This window comes from Novosphingobium sp. fls2-241-R2A-195, from assembly GCF_030209485.1.
GTDB classification, from domain to species: Bacteria; Pseudomonadota; Alphaproteobacteria; order Sphingomonadales; family Sphingomonadaceae; genus Novosphingobium; species Novosphingobium resinovorum.
On the sequence record NZ_JARVRY010000005.1, the window covers coordinates 13,883 to 30,827 of the forward strand.

The following is a 16,945-nucleotide window of genomic DNA, read 5'->3' on the forward strand; positions in this document are numbered from 1 at the left end:
CGCCCCCCCGCTCCTGCCCCGGGGCTTGAAGCGGAAGTTTCGATGACTGTCGAGCGGAAGCCGGAAGTCGGTGCCCTTTTGCTCGCCAGCAATCGGGGCCTCCCATTTCATCCGCGCCGCCCGTGAACCGGATAGCATGAAAAATGTCCTCCCTGCGACGACGAGCGACATTCCGCCAAACGGGTCCGCATTCCCCAATGCCGTCCAAGACGACATATCGCATAGGCGGTTCGCCGCGAAAGGGCCGCATCTCAGTTCGAGCCATCGCATAATGGTCGGCATCGCTGCTCCGTCGGCATCGTCCAGAGTAACGCTGCAAAGAAGCACCGATCCGCATCGACGGCCATGCACCGAGGCGTCCGTTCACCCAAGTTCTCTGGCCGTCAGCCGTAATACAACTGGCGGCACGGCGCGGGCCAGACCCTCGATTCGATGGGTTGTCGGAATACTCCGCAGCGAATTCGTGCCCGACATTGCACGCCGCTTCGCCGGCAGGCTTCCTGCCGCTTGCTTTTAAACTGTTTACCTGTCCTTTGTCCCCAGGGCCAAAGGGGCACCTTGCGTTGTAACGGTATCGTCGCTATGCGCGCCCCGTCAGCGGGCTGGGGGAGCACGCGCTGTTGTTGCGTCCCCGACCCGAACCCACCTGCGATGTAAGGATAGGACAGGCGTGGAGAATTCCGGAGGCATCAAGGCCAGCTTGCAGGGACGCTACGCTTCGGCGTTGTTCGATCTCGCGAGCGAGAACGGCTCGGTTTCGGCCGTTGAGAACGACCTCGACAACCTCGGCCAGGCCCTGCGCGAGAGCGACGAGCTTGCCGCGCTGATTCGCAATCCGCAAATCAGCCGCGATGCCGCCGCCAAGGCGATCGAAGCGGTCGCGGGCGTGCTCGGCACCTCGCCGCTCACCAAGAACTTCCTCGGCGTTCTGGCAGGCAATCGCCGCCTGTCGGCCCTGCCCGAGATCATCCGCGCCTTCGCCAGCATCGCCGCCGCCCAGCGCGGCGAAGCGACGGCCGAAGTCGCATCCGCCCACGCGCTTTCCGACGAACAGGTCGAACAGCTTCGCCAGAAGCTGGAAGTGCGTGAGGGTCGCAAGGTCAAGATCAAGACCAGCGTCGATCCGGAACTGCTTGGCGGCCTCGTCGTCACCATCGGTTCCAAGCGCATCGACAGCTCGATCCGCACCCGTCTCAATTCGCTCGCCCAGGCCATGAAGGGCTAAGAAAGGCAGAACAATGGATATCCGCGCAGCAGAAATCTCGAAGGTCATCAAGGACCAGATCGCCAGCTTCGGCACCGAAGCCCAGGTTTCGGAAGTCGGTTCGGTTCTGTCGGTCGGTGACGGCATCGCCCGCATCCACGGCCTCGACAACTGCCAGGCCGGCGAGATGGTCGAATTCTCGAACGGCGTGCAGGGCATGGCCCTCAACCTCGAAGCCGACAACGTCGGCGTCGTGATCTTCGGCTCGGACGCCGAGATCAAGGAAGGCGACAGCGTCAAGCGCACCGGCACCATCGTCGACGTTCCCGTCGGCAAGGGCCTGCTCGGCCGCGTGGTCGATGCGCTCGGCAACCCGATCGACGGCAAGGGCCCGATCGTTGCCGACAAGCGCGCCCGCGTCGAATCGAAGGCTCCGGGCATCATCCCGCGCAAGTCGGTGCACGAGCCCGTGCAGACCGGCCTGAAGGCGATCGACGCTCTCGTTCCCGTCGGCCGTGGCCAGCGCGAGCTGATCATCGGTGACCGCCAGACCGGCAAGACCGCCGTTGCGATCGACACCTTCATCAACCAGAAGGAAGCGAACCAGGGCGACGACGAGGGCAAGAAGCTCTACTGCATCTACGTCGCCGTCGGCCAGAAGCGCTCGACCGTCGCGCAGATCGTGCGTCAGCTCGAAGAGAACGGCGCGATGGAATACTCCATCGTCGTCGCCGCGACCGCTTCGGAGCCGGCTCCGCTGCAGTACCTCGCGCCCTACACCGGCGCCGCGATGGGCGAATTCTTCCGCGACAACGGCATGCACGCCGTCATCGTGTACGACGACCTTTCCAAGCAGGCCGTCGCCTACCGCCAGATGTCGCTCCTTCTGCGTCGCCCGCCGGGCCGCGAAGCCTACCCCGGCGACGTGTTCTACCTCCACAGCCGCCTGCTGGAGCGCGCAGCCAAACTGAACGACGAGAACGGCGCCGGCTCGCTGACCGCCCTGCCGGTCATCGAGACGCAGGCCGGCGACGTTTCGGCCTACATCCCGACCAACGTGATCTCGATCACCGACGGCCAGATCTTCCTTGAAACCGGCCTGTTCTACCAGGGCATCCGTCCGGCCATCAACGTGGGTCTGTCGGTGTCGCGCGTCGGTGGTGCAGCCCAGACCAAGGCGATGAAGAAGGTCGCCGGTTCGATCAAGCTGGAGCTGGCGCAGTACCGCGAAATGGCGGCATTCGCCCAGTTCGGTTCGGACCTCGACGCCTCGACCCAGAAGCTGCTCAACCGCGGTGCGCGCCTGACCGAACTGCTCAAGCAGAAGCAGTTCTCGCCGCTCGCCTTCGAAGAGCAGACCGTGTCGATCTTCGCCGGCACCAACGGCTACCTCGACGCCCTGCCGGTGTCGAAGGTCACCGAGTACGAGGCCGAGATGCTCAGCTACATGCACTCGGAACATGCCGACGTGCTGGCGCTGATCCGCTCGACCAAGGACTTCGGCGACGAAGCCAAGAGCAAGACCAAGGCCGCGCTCGACGCCTTCGCCAAGCAGTTCGCTTAAGTTAAACCGTCATCCCGGCGAAAGCCGGGATCGCAGGCGGTCTTGAAGCAGCCTTCCTGAAAGGTCCCGCCTAAAGACCGCCACCGGTCCCGGATCAAGTCCGGGACGACGCAACGAGGAACAACGAGTGGCTTCGCTCAAGGAACTCAAAGGCCGCATCAACTCGGTCAAGTCGACCCAGAAGATCACCAAGGCCAAGCAGATGGTCGCCGCGGCCAAGCTGCGCAAGGCGCAGGCCGCCGCCGAAGACGCTCGCCCTTACGCGGCGCGTCTCGCCGAAGTGATGGGATCGCTGGCGTCGAAGATCACCGTCTCCGACAACAGCCCCAAGCTGCTCGCCGGAACCGGCAGCGACAAGGTGCACCTGCTCGTCGTCGCGAACTCGGACAAGGGCCTGTGCGGCGCGTTCAACTCGAATATCGTCAAGGCGGCCCTCGCCAAGGCGCGTGATCTGCAGGCGCAGGGCAAGACCGTGCTGTTCTACCTCGTGGGCCGCAAGGGCCGCGCGGTGATCCGCCGCGAGCACCCCAGCCAGATCGCCCATATGTTCGACACCTCGGACGTGCGTAACCCCGGTTACGACGAAGCCGAGCGCGTCGCCGACGAACTCGTCGCGATGTACGAGGCGGGCAAGTTCGACGTAGCGCACCTGTTCTACTCGAAGTTCCGTTCGGCGCTGCTGCAGGAACCGACCGACCAGCAGATCATCCCGGTCCCGGCCCCGGCCCCCAAGGCCGTTGCCCAGACTGCCGACGCCGTCACCGAATACGAGCCCGATGAGGAGGAAATCCTCGCCGCCCTGCTCCCGCGCTACCTGAAGACCCAGCTCTTCGGCGCGCTGCTGGAGAACGCCGCGTCCGAACAGGGTGCGTCGATGACGGCGATGGACAACGCCACGCGCAATGCCGGCGACCTCATCAAGAAGCTGACGATCGTCTACAACCGCACCCGCCAGGCTGCGATCACCACCGAACTCGTCGAAATCATCGCGGGCGCGGAAGCGCTCTAAGAACCGCAGGCTAAGGAAACCGAAATGGCCACTGCACCCGTGCTCAACCTCACCACTACCGGCAAGATCAGCCAGGTCATCGGCGCTGTCGTCGACGTGACCTTCGAAGGCGAGCTGCCCGCCATCCTCTCCGCGCTGGAGACCGAGAACAACGGCCAGAAGCTGGTTCTCGAAGTCGCCCAGCACCTCGGCGAGAACACCGTGCGCACCATCGCGATGGACGGCACCGACGGCCTGACCCGCGGTCAGGCAGTCGCCAACACCGGCAAGCAGATCTCGGTGCCGGTCGGCCCCAAGACCCTCGGCCGCATCATGAACGTCGTCGGCGACCCGATCGACGAGCGCGGCCCGATCGGCTCGGACATGTTCTCGCCGATCCACGCCGAGGCTCCCGCCTTCATCGACCAGTCGACCGAAGCCTCGATCCTGGTCACCGGCATCAAGGTCATCGACCTTCTCGCCCCTTACGCAAAGGGCGGCAAGATCGGCCTGTTCGGCGGCGCGGGCGTGGGCAAGACGGTTCTCATCCAGGAACTGATCAACAACATCGCCAAGGGCCACGGCGGCGTCTCGGTCTTCGCGGGCGTCGGTGAACGCACCCGTGAAGGCAACGACCTTTACCACGAGTTCCTCGACGCCGGCGTCATCGCCAAGGACGCCGAAGGCAACGCCACCTCGGACGGTTCCAAGGTCGCCCTCGTTTTCGGCCAGATGAACGAGCCCCCGGGCGCCCGCGCCCGCGTCGCCCTGTCGGGCCTGACCATGGCCGAATACTTCCGCGACCAGGAAGGCCAGGACGTCCTGTTCTTCGTCGACAACATCTTCCGCTTCACGCAGGCGGGTGCAGAAGTGTCGGCTCTCCTTGGCCGTATTCCTTCGGCCGTGGGCTACCAGCCGACCCTGTCCACCGACATGGGCGCGCTGCAGGAGCGCATCACCTCGACCACCAAGGGTTCGATCACCTCGGTCCAGGCGATCTACGTTCCCGCGGATGACCTTACCGACCCGGCACCGGCCGCCTCGTTCGCGCACCTCGACGCAACGACCACGCTGAACCGCGCCATCTCGGAGCTGGGCATCTACCCGGCAGTCGACCCGCTCGACTCGACCTCGCGCGTTCTCGAGCCGCGCATCGTCGGTGCCGAGCATTACCAGACCGCCCGCCGCGTTCAGGAAACCCTGCAGAAGTACAAGTCGCTGCAGGACATCATCGCCATTCTCGGCATGGACGAGCTGTCGGAAGAGGACAAGATCACGGTCGCCCGCGCCCGCAAGATCCAGAAGTTCCTCTCGCAGCCGTTCCACGTGGCAGAAGTCTTCACCGGCATCTCGGGCAAGTTCGTCCAGCTGGAAGACACCGTGAAGTCGTTCAAGGCCGTCGTCGACGGTGAGTACGACCACCTGCCGGAAGCCGCGTTCTACATGGTCGGCGGCATCGACGAAGCGGTCGAGAAGGCCAAGAAGCTGGCGGCGGACGCCTGATATGCCCCTGCACTTCGAACTCGTCACGCCTGCGAAGCTGGTCCGTTCCGAGGACGTCCACATGGTGGTCGTCCCCGGCACCGAAGGCGAGTTCGGCGTGCTGGCGGGCCACGCGCCCTTCATGTCGACGATCGCCGACGGCGCGCTGAAGGTCTACAAGACCGAGAACGGTGCGCCCGAGGAAATCCGCATCACCGGCGGCTTCGCCGAAGTGGGTGACGCAGGGCTTACCGTGCTGGCCGAGCACGTCGAAGGCTGATCCTCGCGGACAGGCTTATCGAAAGGGCGTCGCCGGGAAACCGGCGGCGCCCTTTGCTTTTGCTCCACGCACCCCGCTCATCCTAAGCTTGTCGAAGGATGGGAGGCACAGCGCCACGCCTCAGGAGGCTTCGACAAGCTCAGCCTGAGCGGGGTTGGAAGCTGGGTTTTATAGCCCCACCTTGCGAAACGTCCACTGCACCGGCTCGCTGCCAGCATTCGCCAAATGGTAAGACTTTCTTGACTATGAAGCCCCGTGAATTTGCGGGGATTTCGATGGCGGGCATGATGATGGAGGCACCGGATGCCGGACGCGCGGGACGCCTTGCGCGCATCGTCGCCGACAGTCGCCTTGCCCAGTTCGCCTGCCTGCTAGCTTTTGCCGCCCTCATCCGCTGCCCGGCATGGGGCGAGTGGAATTTCGGCATCGACGACCAGTTCTACGCCCTCGTCGGGGAACGGCTGGCCAAGGGCGACTTGCTTTACGTAGATATCTGGGATCGCAAGGGGCCGCTGCTCTACCTGATCTTCACGGCGATCGCTCTCGGCTCGCCGACGATGCTGGCCTACCAACTGGCGGCCACGCTCTCGGCGGCGCTGGGGGCCTACGGCGTCAACCGCATCGCCCGGATGATCGCAACGCCGGGCAGCGCGATGCTCGCGGCCCTCTCCTATCTCGCGCTGCTCAGCCGCTTCGAGGGCGACAATCTGGAAGCGGGAGTCTTCTTCAACACGCTGATCATCGCGGCAGCATGGCTGCTCCTCTCGCGCTTCGATCGCTTGCACGAAGGGCGCATCGACGCAGGGTTGCTAACAGGATTCTTCTGCGCCGGGATGGGAATCGCGATCAAGCAGACGGTGGCGCTGGAAGGCGCGCTGTTCGGACTGACGGCGATCCTGTTGCTCGCCCGGAGCGGCCGATCCGTCATCGGCATCGCCTGGAGGGCCGGGATACTGGCGCTCGCAGGTGGCCTGCCGATGCTGGTGACCGGGCTGTTCTACTGGACGGACGGGCACTTCGCCGACTTGTGGAACGCTATGGCCACCTCGAACTTCGCGCGCGGCTATGCCGACCCGGCCATCCGGGTGCAGCGGATCTTCACGATGGCGGGGATGCTGGGCATCCCGATGGTCTTCGCCGCGATCGGGCTCCACGCGCTGCACCGGCAGCCGGAGCACCGCCCCGTAGCGCGGCTGATCGCACTCTGGGCATTCGTCGCGCTGGCGCTGATATTCTCGTTCCCCAACATCTACGTGCATTACGCACAGTCGGCGCTGGCCCCGCTGGCGATCCTGTGCGCCGGGTACTTCGCGCATCGCCGCCCGGTCTGGCCGGGCCTTGTCGCGGTGATCGGGCTGAGCCTTGCCCTGTCCGGCACGTTCCACCTGCACGACCGCTGGCGCGCCCGGCCCGCCGCCGCCGCCATGGTCGGCTACATCGATGCCGTGACGCCGCACAAGCGCCTCCTCGTATGGGGCGCCCCGAACTATCTCTATGCTAAGATCGGCGCCGATCCGGTCAGCCCGCTCGCCTTTTCGCCGCATCTCTACGAGGGCCGTGAATGGACCGGGCTGGACGAACGGCGCGAAGTCCGCCGCATCCTTGCCGCCCGGCCTGAGACGGTCGTGGCGCAGACACCGCTGCCCTCCTCGCCGCTCAACGAAGCAACGGTATCGATGGTCGATGCCTATACCCGCACCTGCCGCAAGCAGCGCCGTTTCACGATCTACGATCATAACGGCGAACAGGTGCATACGGTGTTCTCCGCCTGCGCCGGATAGCGCGTTGCGTCCTCGTTCAGCTTCGCTAGGCTAGCGCGCCGGGAAAGGAGAGCACCCATGTCCCCCAAAGCCTTCATCGCCCCTGTAGCCATGGCCATGACGCTGGCGGCCTGCGCCGCGCAGACCCCGCCCGAATCCGCCCCGCCCCCCGCTGCGGAAGCCGAGCCGACTTGCGGTGCCGACCAGTTTGCCAGCTATGTCGGCCAGCAGGCCACGGACGCCACGATCGCCGCCATCCAGTCGAAGCGCGGCGACAAGCCGATCCGCGTGATCAAGCCCGGCATGGCGGTGACGATGGATTACCGCGCCGAACGCCTCAACGTCGATGTCGACGAGAGCGGCGCCATCAAACGCTTCTACTGCTCCTGATCCCGGCGCAACATTCGGCAAGCCCACCTCGGCGACGGAAAGCGAAATTGCGCCGCCGTCGCCGCATTGCCTCTTTACACGGCGCGCGCGCGTGCCCATAGGCGAGGGCATGACCCTTTTGCTCGGCCTTACCCTGCGACTTATCCGCCCTTGGGCGTGAAGTAGTGCGTCGGCCTGCGGCGCGCTCGGCGCTCAAGGGGACCTGAACCGACATTGCCTGCAGACGAATTACCGAGCGAGAATACCCCATGACCATGCTGAAAGACCCTTCGGTCAAGTATCGCCCCTTCCCGCAGATCGACCTGCCGAACCGCCAGTGGCCCTCGCAGGTCATCACCAAGGCGCCCCGCTGGCTCTCCACCGACCTGCGTGACGGCAACCAGGCGCTGATCGACCCAATGGGCGCGGAGAAGAAGAACCGCTTCTTCGACCTGCTGGTGAAGGTCGGCCTCAAGGAAATCGAGGTCGGCTTCCCGAGCGCGGGCGCGACCGAGTTCGACTTCATCCGCGGCCTCGTCGATCAGGATCGCATCCCCGAGGACGTGCTGGTGCAAGTGCTGACCCAGTCTCGCCAAGACCTGATCGAGCGTACGTTCGAGAGCCTGGCTGGCGTGCACGCGGGCATCGTCCACCTCTACAACGCCGTCTCGCCGCTGTGGCGCAATGTCGTGTTCGGCATGGAACGGCATGAAATCCGCGGCATTGCGGAAACCGGCGCGAAGATCATGCGCGATCAGGCGGCGAAGTACCCGCAGACCAAGTGGCATTTCGAATACTCGCCGGAGACGTTCTCGACCGCCGAACTCGATTTCTCGATCGAGTGCTGCGAAGCGGTGATGGAAATCCTGAAGCCCACGCCCGAGAACCCCATCATCCTCAACCTGCCTGCGACGGTCGAGGCGGCGACACCGAACATCTACGCGGACCAGATCGAGTACTTCTGCCGCAACCTGCCCAATCGCGATGCGGCGGTGATCTCGCTGCACACCCACAACGATCGCGGCACCGGCGTCGCGGCGGCGGAACTGGGCCTGATGGCGGGCGCCGACCGCGTCGAGGGCTGCCTGTTCGGCAATGGCGAGCGCACCGGCAACTGCTGCCTCGTGACGGTGGCGATGAACATGTACACGCAAGGGGTGAACCCCGAGCTGGACTTCTCGGACATCGACGACGTCATCCAGACGGTAGAATACTGCAACCAGCTCAAGGTGGCCGAGCGTCATCCTTACGGCGGCGAACTGGTCTTCACCGCGTTCTCGGGCTCGCACCAGGACGCGATCAAGAAGGGTTTCGCCGCGCAGGAGAAGCGTAACGACCAGATCTGGTCGGTGCCCTACCTGCCGATCGACCCGGCCGATCTGGGCCGCAGCTACGAGGCAGTGATCCGCGTCAACTCGCAGTCCGGCAAGGGCGGCTTCGCCTGGGTGATCGAGCAGGACCAGGGCCTCAAGCTGCCCAAGCGGATGCAGGCGCACTTCTCCAAGCACGTGCAGGAACTGGCCGACGAACTCGGCCGCGAACTGCAGGCGGGCGACATCTGGGACGTGTTCCAGAAGGCCTACCGCCTGAGCGGCGAGCAGCGCTTCCAACTGATCGACTGGGATGAGGCCAAGGGGCCGGACAACACCCGCGTCTTCGCCGGCAAGATCGGCGTCGAGGGCAAGGAGCAGTCAGTGTCCGGCAAGGGCAACGGCCTGATCTCGTCCGTCACCGCGACGCTGGCCGAGAGCTTCGGCGTGCAGCTGGACGTCAAGGACTATGCTGAGCACTCGATGGGCAAGAGCACCGACGCCCGCGCCGCGGCCTACGTCGAATGCGCCCTGCCCGACGGTCGCACCGTATGGGGCGTAGGCATCGACGAGGACGTCGCCACCGCCAGCGTGCGCGCCGTTCTGAGCGCCGCCAACGCGGCCTGATCCCTTTTCGGCACCGCTTTCAGGAAAGGCCCGGCCGGCAACGGTCGGGCTTTTTCATGAATCCGGAAAAAGCATCTCTAGCGACAGGGAGGGAAGTTGCAGCCGGTATGGCGGCAAATCGCTTTGCCCCCTTTTGCGTGTCCTGTGTGCAGCATTGCGTGATCGCAAAATCGCAGGAAACCAGCGTTGCGTAGGGATACGCGGTCCGCATTCCGGATTTCCGAAGCTGTAGCCCGGATTTCATAACGGCGGCATCTAACCAGTTCCATGAGCATCGGCACAAACGATCGACACGGCTCCGTCTATCCGCGGCCTCCGCGCCCAATAGGCTTAACGCCTTGCCTACGGAGTATTTTACGGAGGCAACACCATGTCGATCAATTCACCGCGATCCTTCCGGCAAACCCTCATGGGTGCGGCAGCGATCCCCCTTCTTCTGCTGGGCGCCTGTGCCGATGGAAACGGCTTCAATCCCGGCTCCGGTGTGACGCCCACCCCCAGCCCTAGCCCCACACCTACACCGGGACCAACGCCCACACCGAGCCCCACACCGACCCCCACCCCGGGACCAACCCCGACGCCTTCCCCGACGCCGACCCCCACGACCACCAGCTACACCGGTTCGGCCGTCGGAGTAGCCATTGGCGGCACTTCGATCCTCGGGCCGAGCGGCTCGGGCACACTGGTCGACGTCAACGTGGCGCCGCCCACCGCAGGGCAGTCCACCAGCGGCCTCGCCGTCGATGTTCTCAGCGGCGACGGCAAGGCCATAGCAGTTACGCTGCCCACCACACCGCAGGCCACCCAGGAAGCGCTGGCTCCGGTGGGCGCCATTGCCGGGGCGCTGCTGGGGCCTCAGGTCGGCTCCACCGTCAACAGCGTCACGGATGGACTGTCGCCGACCGTGGCTGTGGTCACCTCAACGGTCAGCCAGGTGACCAATCCATTGCTGGGCACGGTCGATGGAGTGCTGGCGCCGGTATTGGGCCAAGGGGGACTGCTCGCCCCGGTTTCCGGACAGCTCGGCGGTCTTGTCGATGGCCTGACCGGCGCGTTGCCAGGCGGCGGCTCCGGCCCGGCGCCGACGTACACCGGGCCGCTCGTCGGTCTGGATCTGGGCAACAATGCGCTGACCGGTCCGAGCACGAGCGGCACGCTCATCGGTGCTAACGTACTGTCCGAAGATCCCGGACTCGTCTCCGGAACCCTGCTCACGGCCGATGTGCTGTCGGCCGACAAGGTTGTCGATGTGACTTTGCCGACCACGGCCGACGGCGTGGCGCAGGGGCTTGCGCCGGTGGGCAACCTCGCCGGTGCGCTGCTGGGCGAGCAGGTCGGCAGCGGGGTCACGCAACTGACCAACGGACTTTCACCGGTCGTGGCCCCTGTGACGGGCGTGGTGAACTCCGTCGCCTCGCCAGTGCTCGATGCCCTGAACGGAGCTGTCGGCCCCGTGGTGGGGAGTATCGGGGGCGGCGTCGGCAGCGGCGGCGCAGGTTCAGCCCTCGCGCCAGTCACCGGGCTCGTCAATGGACTGCTCGGCGGAGTTACCGGCGGGGCCGGATCGGGCGATGTCCTGGCGCCCGTTACGGGGCTTGTGAACGGTGTCGTCGGCACGCTCAACGTCAGCTTGAGCGGCACCCTGACCGGAACCGTCAGCGGAGGATTGTTGGGCGGAACGACAGGTTCGGGTGGCGGCGCACTGGCCCCCGTCACCGGACTGCTTGGCGGATTACTGGGAGGAAGCACGGGCAATTGAGATGAAGGTCCGCGTGTCCTTCCGCTCTGTTGCCCTCCCCCAGGGAGGACACGCTGCGACCCTGCTGCGGTGACGCGACGGGGGGAGGAGGCGGCCCATGCCGGGGCCGCCTCCTTTCGCGTCACTTCTTCTTGGGCAGTTCGATCTCGGCCACGCCCATGCACATCTTGACGCCCTTCTGGTTCTGCATGAGGTGTTTGACCTGAACCAGATGGCGCCCGTCCTCATCGACCATCTTGTCGACCACTTCGGCGGTCTGGATGGTGACGTCGCCGCTAAGGGCAGGACCGCGATAATTGGCGGTCGAGTGCACCACCATGCCCCATTCGCCTGCCCAGCCGGCGAGATAGTCGGTCACCCACGCCCCCATCGAGGCGCCGTAGCCATAGGCGCGTGGCATGCCGATCTTGCGCGCATACCTGGGGAACAGGTGCCCGCGTGACGGGCCGTAGTACGCGCCGTCAGTGAGTTCCGGATTGATCCGCTCCATCACCGGATCGTTCTCGTGACCCGCCATTTCCTTGGTGAAGCCAAGAGCCTCCAGGTCGATCGTGCGGCGATCTAGGGTGCCCCATACCGTGAACAGGTACGAGCGCCATTCCGTCGTGAAGCTGGCCACGGTGTGGGGTCCGAACACGCGCTCGGGAAGCTGGTCGCCGATGTTCACGTCATCCCACCAGCGTTCGCCGTGGCCCAGATCGTGCAGCATCTTGATCCAGCCGAACTTGCGCTCCTCGAGCTTCTCGATCTCGGCGTCCGTCCATTCCGGTTCCTCGAACTCGGCGGTATCGACGCGCGCACCGCCGGCCGCCGCGCGGTAGCGGATGGCAGTCGAACGCTGCTTGGCGATCAGTTCGCCGTGCTGGTTGCGGTAATAGTTGTCACCGCGCTGGAAGCAGGTCGGGCCGAACCCGGTGTCCTTGACGCTGTAGTCGTAGGGAATGCGCTCGTTGGTGATGGTATCGCCGCCGAACACGCGCGGGCCATAGTGCCAGAACTCATCGCCACCGAACAGCAGGTGCGATTCGGCGATGCCGCCCATGCAGGAGGACGACGTGCCGTGGCTGTCGTCCATCACGATCGGAAAACTCTGCGGCGCCACCAGCTTGCCCCAGCGGCTCGCGGCCGCGAAGGCCGGGTCGTAATGGGCGAGGTTCGGATAGTGCATGGCCTGCACCCAGCGCCGAATGTCGTTGTTCCCCAGCGGCTCGCGGATCGGCGAACTGTCGATGACGGTGCCGAGATACTGGTCGATGTCCGAACAATCGAACGTGGCTTCCCCGATATCCGACATGGTGTGCTCCTTTTCCGCTTCTGCCTGTTAATCGACAGTGGTGTCTATTTCAGTCATCAACGAACGTCACGCCTGCGCCCGCCAGAAACGCGGGGGCGGTACGGCGGTCTGCACTCGACACCATGGATGGACCGGATTATGCGATGATTTAATCGAACGATTAAACGGAGACGAGATGCCCCTTTCCGCGCTGTCCAAATCTCTGCGCCTGCCCGTGATCGCGGCGCCGATGTTCATCGTCTCCAATCCGGACCTGGTCATCGCACAAGTGCGCAGCGGGATCGTCGGCAGCTTTCCGGCGCTCAATGCCCGGCCCGCAAGCCAGCTCGACGAATGGCTCCACCGGATCACCGAGGAAACCCGGGACTGCGCTGCGCCCTTCGCGGTCAACCTCATCGTCCACCGCACCAATACGCGACTGGAGGAAGACCTTGCGGTGCTGGAGAAGTGGAAGGTCCCTCTCGTCATCACCTCGCTTGGCGCAAACGTGGAAGTCAACGCAGCGGTGCATGGCTGGGGCGGCATGGTCCTGCATGACGTGATCGACGACATGTTCGCCCGCAAGGCCGTGGAAAAGGGCGCGGACGGCCTGATCGCGGTCGCGGCCGGAGCGGGCGGCCATGCCGGGCCGCAGTCCCCCTTCGCGCTTATGCAGGAGATACGTAGCTGGTTCGAGGGTCCGGTGGCGCTTTCAGGGGCGATCGCGAACGGACGATCGATCCTTGCCGCGCAGGCTATGGGCGCGGACTTCGCCTATATCGGCACACCGTGGATCGCCACGACCGAAGCCAACGCGGATCAGGCCTACAAGCAGGCGATCGTCGACGGCCATGCCGCTGACATCGTGAATTCCAGTCTCTTCACCGGGGTTCACGGCAATTACCTGCGCCCCTCGATCGTCGCGGCGGGCATGGACCCGGACAATCTTCCGCATGGCGACAAGAGCCAGATGGACTTCGGTTCCGGCGGCAATACTGCGGCGAAAGCCTGGAAGGACATCTGGGGTTCCGGACAAGGCATCGGAGCCATTCGCGCCGTCGAAACCGTGGCCGAGCGGGTGGAGCGCTTCGCGGCCCAGTATCAGTCTGCGAAGGACGAGTTGCGGATTCGCGCCGGCATTGCCTGAACCAGCGGCGCCGTGACGACGCGCGTGGAGCCCCACAGCGCATCGACCATGGCGTCGAGTTCGGTGAAATCCACACCCACACCCAGCGGATCGCGGCGGTTCAATTTCAACCGCCGCCGCTGCCCATCTAGCAGATAGCGTCGCAAGGCGCGCTGCAGCAGGTCAAGCCGCATATGCGCCTGTATGGCGGCGCCTTGTGGATCCTTGTCGCGCATTGCCGCCCAGCCGCTCTCGATCTGCCCCACCCGCTCGACGACAAGCTGGCTGTAGAGCCGATGCGGCCCGCGATGTAGCGGCAACCCCATGCGCAGCGCCGCCGGCTCATCACAGGGTAGGAGCAGGCCGTTCTCGCGAAAATCTTCGAAGCGGTGCCGATGACCACCGATACTCTCCAGCATCCGCATGAAGGCCGACTGCCCAAGCAACTGGCGCGGCAGCAGATGATGGCGTTGCAGGCCGGGATCGTAGCCGGGCGCGTCGCTGCGATTGACGGCGCGGAAGGAGAGGTATCCCCTGAGTGCGCTCAGCCCTCGTCCTCACGCCACACCAGCAGGAGCTTGCCCACCTGCGACGGCTCCAGCAGCAGCGCCTGCCCACCGGCGTCGATCCGCAGGGGTTCCACGATGCGCCCCCGGCGCACGAGTTGGTCGATCACCCGAACCGCGAGCTTCACGGTATCTGCCGCGGCCTCACCCCGTCGCCCTTCGAGTTGCACTTCCTGCCCCGTGAAATGGGCGAGCCCCCGACTGGCAAGGCTGCCGTCTTCCGCCTGCAGCAGCGCCGTCAGGCCAAGCGCCGGGAAAGCACCGCCGCCCAGCCAGTTGAGCACGCTGCGGCAAAAGTAGCGCGGCTCCATCCAGGTCTGCGCAGGCGCCCAGCCGACCGCACGCACCGGCAGTTCGAGCGCTAGGTTTGCCGCCAGGCCCATCATCGTGCGCAGGACCGGCTGCAATCCAGCCCCGGAAACGATGTGTCCTGAAGGCACAAGCTCGACCGCTTCGCCTTCCCCCGGAACATCGTCCTCGCCGAAGCCGAAATGCTGCTGTACCTGCGTCATCCGGCCCGGAGCTCCTGGGTCGAGCCCGATCAGATCGAACGTCAGTCCGCTCGCCAGCAACTCAAGCCATCCGGCCTCCGGAGCAGGACGATGGCTGACGCTGGCTGGCAATCCCGCATCCGCCGAAGCCGCGACAAGTCGTGCCACAGTATCGGCATCCGGCCGCGTGCCGTGATCGAAAAACAGGCACAGCCCTGTGGTCCTGTCGGCTCCCTGCGGCATCGGACAAATAGGCATCATTTCCAGCGTAGCGTCGAGTCCATTCGGCACTGTGAAAGCCCTCCTCAGAAAATCCCCAGATGCAGCCCTTCGGCCATCGCGGCGCCGAGATCGCTGCAGGCATCCAGCCGGTCCTGCGGCACATGCTTCTCGGCAAGTATCGCCTCGGGCGTCTGGGCGCCGAGGTTGACTATCATCGGGTCCGCCACGCGCCTGAGACGCCATCCTGTGACGATGCGATCGATCTGCGCCTGCGCACCGCGCCCGTCGGAACCGGCCGCGATCGCGGTCGCATAGGCCCTGCCTTCCACGCGCCCCAGCAGCGGATAGTAGCAACGGTCGAACATCTCCTTCATCATGCCCGTCATCGCACCCAGGTTCTCCGGGCAGACGAAAACGTAGCCCGAAGCGGCCAGCAGGTCTTCGGGAGATACATCCGAAGCAGCGATCAAGCACGCATCTGCGCCCGCGCCTTCATGCAGCGCCTCGGCTATGGCGCGCGCTGCGCCGGTACGACTGTGCCAGATAATCGCGAGCAGAGAATCAACACCCCTTGTTGCCTGCGCCCATCATACCTCCAAGCCCACCGAGCATGCCACCCAACCCCTTCTTTTTCGGCTTGCATTCAGGCTGCTGTACGCCGTCCTGACCTTCTTCCCGAGCGCTCGCGCCCACGCCCCCCATTTCCATGCCTTGGGCCTGCATCCAGTTCGTCGTCGATCGGTGACGAATTCGGGCGGTCCATTCCGGCTTCCACACGACCTTCGTATCCGCCGGGCGCGGTGGGTAGGCGAAGCTCTCCTGCGGACCGAACGCCGTCAGCGTGCCCAAGCGGAAGTCCGGGAATGCCGCGACGACCTCGGCCGGGATGACGCAGCTCGTGCTCGTGGGAGCCATCAACGTTCCGCTCTTCACCAGCGATGCTGCCTGTTCGGGCGTGATCCAATCCATCAGGCCCCCACCGAACTGCTTGTCGGCACTGCTTGTCCACATCACCACGTCGCCGCTGGCGTCCCCGTTCGGTCCCTGCTTGCCACCGGTCAGGAAGGCCAGCCAGGCCGTCGCACCGGGGATACCCGTCCAGCTCAGGCGCGAAGCCCCGCTCGGCAGCGTCGCCGTGCGCGACGTGATCGGCGCCATGAAATCCTTCGCAAGCGTGAAGCTGATCTCAGGCGCATAAGTGCTCACCACCTTGTGCGCACCGATCAGCGAACTGTCCGCCTTGACGAACTTGTGATCGTCCGCCGGCCAGCGGGCGAAGCTGCGCGAATTGTCCTGGGTGGGGCCCCAGTCACGCACCACTGCCGAACCGGGCATGCCGGGAGGCATCTGTCCGGCCGCGATCTTCGAAGTCCAGCACGACCGGCTGCCCCTTGGGCGCATGTTCGCCGCAGCCTCAGAAGATCAGCAGGCGCCCCTTGGGCTTCTCGGGCAGGAGGTCCGGCGCTGCCTGCTCACGCGGCGGAGCGACCAGCGCCACCGACTTGCCCAGCCTGGCCGCCGGCGGCACGAAATGGTCGGCCTTGGCCTTCCCGCCGACCGGCGCCTGCTGTGAGCCCAGACGCAGGTAGAGTTCATGCTGCACGCTCCCGCCGGCACCTCCCATCATCATGCTCATCGCAGCCCCCATACCGCCTCCGGAGCCACGTCCCATGCCGCCGAATCCGGATACCGTCCCGGCCCGCATGTCGTAGCGCGCAATTGGCGCGGGATCGCTTGCCGCCACCACGACAACCGGGACTGCCGCCAAAGGCAATGAAATCAAAGAAAACCTGAAGCCGTTACTCCACGGCATCATCCGCTCTCCTACCCGTTGGTTACGTTTTACTTGGGAGAGGAACGGCGGACTAACGACAAATGCCGTCACGAAATGCGGGGATCGACGAAACCCTTCCACTTCCCGTCG

Annotated in this window: 16 protein-coding genes; 10 read left to right on the forward strand and 6 right to left on the reverse strand. The window is 65.1% G+C overall.

Annotated features, from left to right (window positions below):
* Positions 1-670 precede the first annotated feature (670 nt).
* From QRN25_RS04830 to QRN25_RS04870, 9 genes are all read left to right on the forward strand, one after another.
* A complete protein-coding gene (locus tag QRN25_RS04830; protein ID WP_008830032.1) occupies positions 671-1,225 on the forward strand; it encodes a F0F1 ATP synthase subunit delta in 555 nt (184 codons plus the stop codon).
* Between the two features lie 13 nt (positions 1,226-1,238).
* Complete coding sequence (gene atpA / locus QRN25_RS04835) at positions 1,239-2,768, forward strand: F0F1 ATP synthase subunit alpha (protein WP_285017749.1); 1,530 nt, start codon at positions 1,239-1,241, stop codon at positions 2,766-2,768.
* Between the two features lie 127 nt (positions 2,769-2,895).
* Positions 2,896-3,777 (forward strand): F0F1 ATP synthase subunit gamma, encoded by an 882-nt coding sequence (locus tag QRN25_RS04840; RefSeq protein WP_285017750.1) that lies wholly within the window; start codon positions 2,896-2,898, stop codon positions 3,775-3,777.
* Positions 3,778-3,801: 24 nt separating this feature from the next.
* The gene (gene atpD / locus QRN25_RS04845; protein WP_285017752.1) at positions 3,802-5,259 is read left to right on the forward strand and encodes a F0F1 ATP synthase subunit beta; all 1,458 of its coding nucleotides are present in this window, start codon (positions 3,802-3,804) and stop codon (positions 5,257-5,259) included.
* Position 5,260: 1 nt separating this feature from the next.
* Positions 5,261-5,518, forward strand: a complete 258-nt coding sequence (locus tag QRN25_RS04850; RefSeq protein ID WP_007682679.1) for an ATP synthase F1 subunit epsilon — start codon at positions 5,261-5,263, stop codon at positions 5,516-5,518.
* A gap of 245 nt (positions 5,519-5,763) precedes the next feature.
* Complete coding sequence (locus tag QRN25_RS04855) at positions 5,764-7,299, forward strand: glycosyltransferase family protein (RefSeq protein ID WP_285017754.1); 1,536 nt, start codon at positions 5,764-5,766, stop codon at positions 7,297-7,299.
* 57 nt (positions 7,300-7,356) lie between these two features.
* The gene (locus QRN25_RS04860) at positions 7,357-7,668 is read left to right on the forward strand and encodes an I78 family peptidase inhibitor (RefSeq protein WP_285017755.1); all 312 of its coding nucleotides are present in this window, start codon (positions 7,357-7,359) and stop codon (positions 7,666-7,668) included.
* Between the two features lie 248 nt (positions 7,669-7,916).
* Positions 7,917-9,584, forward strand: coding sequence for a 2-isopropylmalate synthase (gene leuA, locus QRN25_RS04865; RefSeq protein ID WP_285017756.1), 1,668 nt, complete (start codon positions 7,917-7,919; stop codon positions 9,582-9,584).
* A 370-nt stretch (positions 9,585-9,954) separates the two neighbouring features.
* Positions 9,955-11,343, forward strand: a complete 1,389-nt coding sequence (locus QRN25_RS04870; RefSeq protein ID WP_285017757.1) for a hypothetical protein — start codon at positions 9,955-9,957, stop codon at positions 11,341-11,343.
* Between the two features lie 121 nt (positions 11,344-11,464).
* On the opposite strand, the gene QRN25_RS04875 is transcribed toward QRN25_RS04870, so the two are convergent.
* Positions 11,465-12,637 carry an FAS1-like dehydratase domain-containing protein gene (locus QRN25_RS04875; protein WP_285017758.1) on the reverse strand — a complete coding sequence of 391 codons (1,173 nt, stop codon included), beginning with the start codon at positions 12,635-12,637 and terminating at the stop codon, positions 11,465-11,467.
* 175 nt (positions 12,638-12,812) lie between these two features.
* On the opposite strand from QRN25_RS04875, the gene QRN25_RS04880 reads away from it, so the two are divergent.
* A complete protein-coding gene (locus QRN25_RS04880; RefSeq protein WP_285017759.1) occupies positions 12,813-13,763 on the forward strand; it encodes an NAD(P)H-dependent flavin oxidoreductase in 951 nt (316 codons plus the stop codon).
* On the opposite strand, the gene QRN25_RS04885 is transcribed toward QRN25_RS04880, so the two are convergent.
* The 5 genes from QRN25_RS04885 to QRN25_RS04905 form a co-directional block, all read right to left on the reverse strand.
* Positions 13,718-14,290, reverse strand: a complete 573-nt coding sequence (locus QRN25_RS04885; protein WP_285017827.1) for an AHH domain-containing protein — start codon at positions 14,288-14,290, stop codon at positions 13,718-13,720. The two genes, QRN25_RS04880 and QRN25_RS04885, sit on opposite strands and share 46 nt — an antisense overlap.
* Positions 14,287-14,967 (reverse strand): hypothetical protein, encoded by a 681-nt coding sequence (locus QRN25_RS04890; RefSeq protein WP_285017760.1) that lies wholly within the window; start codon positions 14,965-14,967, stop codon positions 14,287-14,289. The genes QRN25_RS04885 and QRN25_RS04890 overlap by 4 nt, the downstream gene beginning before the upstream one ends.
* A 137-nt stretch (positions 14,968-15,104) precedes the next feature.
* Positions 15,105-15,533, reverse strand: a complete 429-nt coding sequence (locus QRN25_RS04895; protein ID WP_271184292.1) for a flavodoxin family protein — start codon at positions 15,531-15,533, stop codon at positions 15,105-15,107.
* Between the two features lie 49 nt (positions 15,534-15,582).
* Complete coding sequence (locus QRN25_RS04900) at positions 15,583-16,356, reverse strand: hypothetical protein (protein WP_285017761.1); 774 nt, start codon at positions 16,354-16,356, stop codon at positions 15,583-15,585.
* 79 nt (positions 16,357-16,435) lie between these two features.
* Positions 16,436-16,657: a hypothetical protein gene (locus tag QRN25_RS04905; RefSeq protein ID WP_285017763.1), complete on the reverse strand. Its 222-nt coding sequence runs from the start codon at positions 16,655-16,657 to the stop codon at positions 16,436-16,438.
* Between the last annotated feature and the right edge of the window lie 288 nt (positions 16,658-16,945).

Bases quoted from the DNA above. Each gene is read 5' to 3' on its own strand.
- atpA (WP_285017749.1), top strand. From the start codon at position 1,239: ATGGATATCCGCGCAGCAGAAATCTCGAAGGTCATCAAGGACCAGATC.
- QRN25_RS04870 (WP_285017757.1), top strand. From the start codon at position 9,955: ATGTCGATCAATTCACCGCGATCCTTCCGGCAAACCCTCATGGGTGCG.
- QRN25_RS04860 (WP_285017755.1), top strand. From the start codon at position 7,357: ATGTCCCCCAAAGCCTTCATCGCCCCTGTAGCCATGGCCATGACGCTG.
- QRN25_RS04875 (WP_285017758.1), bottom strand. From the start codon at position 12,637: ATGTCGGATATCGGGGAAGCCACGTTCGATTGTTCGGACATCGACCAG.
- QRN25_RS04855 (WP_285017754.1), top strand. From the start codon at position 5,764: ATGAAGCCCCGTGAATTTGCGGGGATTTCGATGGCGGGCATGATGATG.
- QRN25_RS04850 (WP_007682679.1), top strand. From the start codon at position 5,261: ATGCCCCTGCACTTCGAACTCGTCACGCCTGCGAAGCTGGTCCGTTCC.
- QRN25_RS04900 (WP_285017761.1), bottom strand. From the start codon at position 16,356: ATGCCCGGTTCGGCAGTGGTGCGTGACTGGGGCCCCACCCAGGACAAT.
- atpD (WP_285017752.1), top strand. From the start codon at position 3,802: ATGGCCACTGCACCCGTGCTCAACCTCACCACTACCGGCAAGATCAGC.
- QRN25_RS04880 (WP_285017759.1), top strand. From the start codon at position 12,813: ATGCCCCTTTCCGCGCTGTCCAAATCTCTGCGCCTGCCCGTGATCGCG.
- QRN25_RS04905 (WP_285017763.1), bottom strand. From the start codon at position 16,657: ATGAGCATGATGATGGGAGGTGCCGGCGGGAGCGTGCAGCATGAACTC.
- leuA (WP_285017756.1), top strand. From the start codon at position 7,917: ATGACCATGCTGAAAGACCCTTCGGTCAAGTATCGCCCCTTCCCGCAG.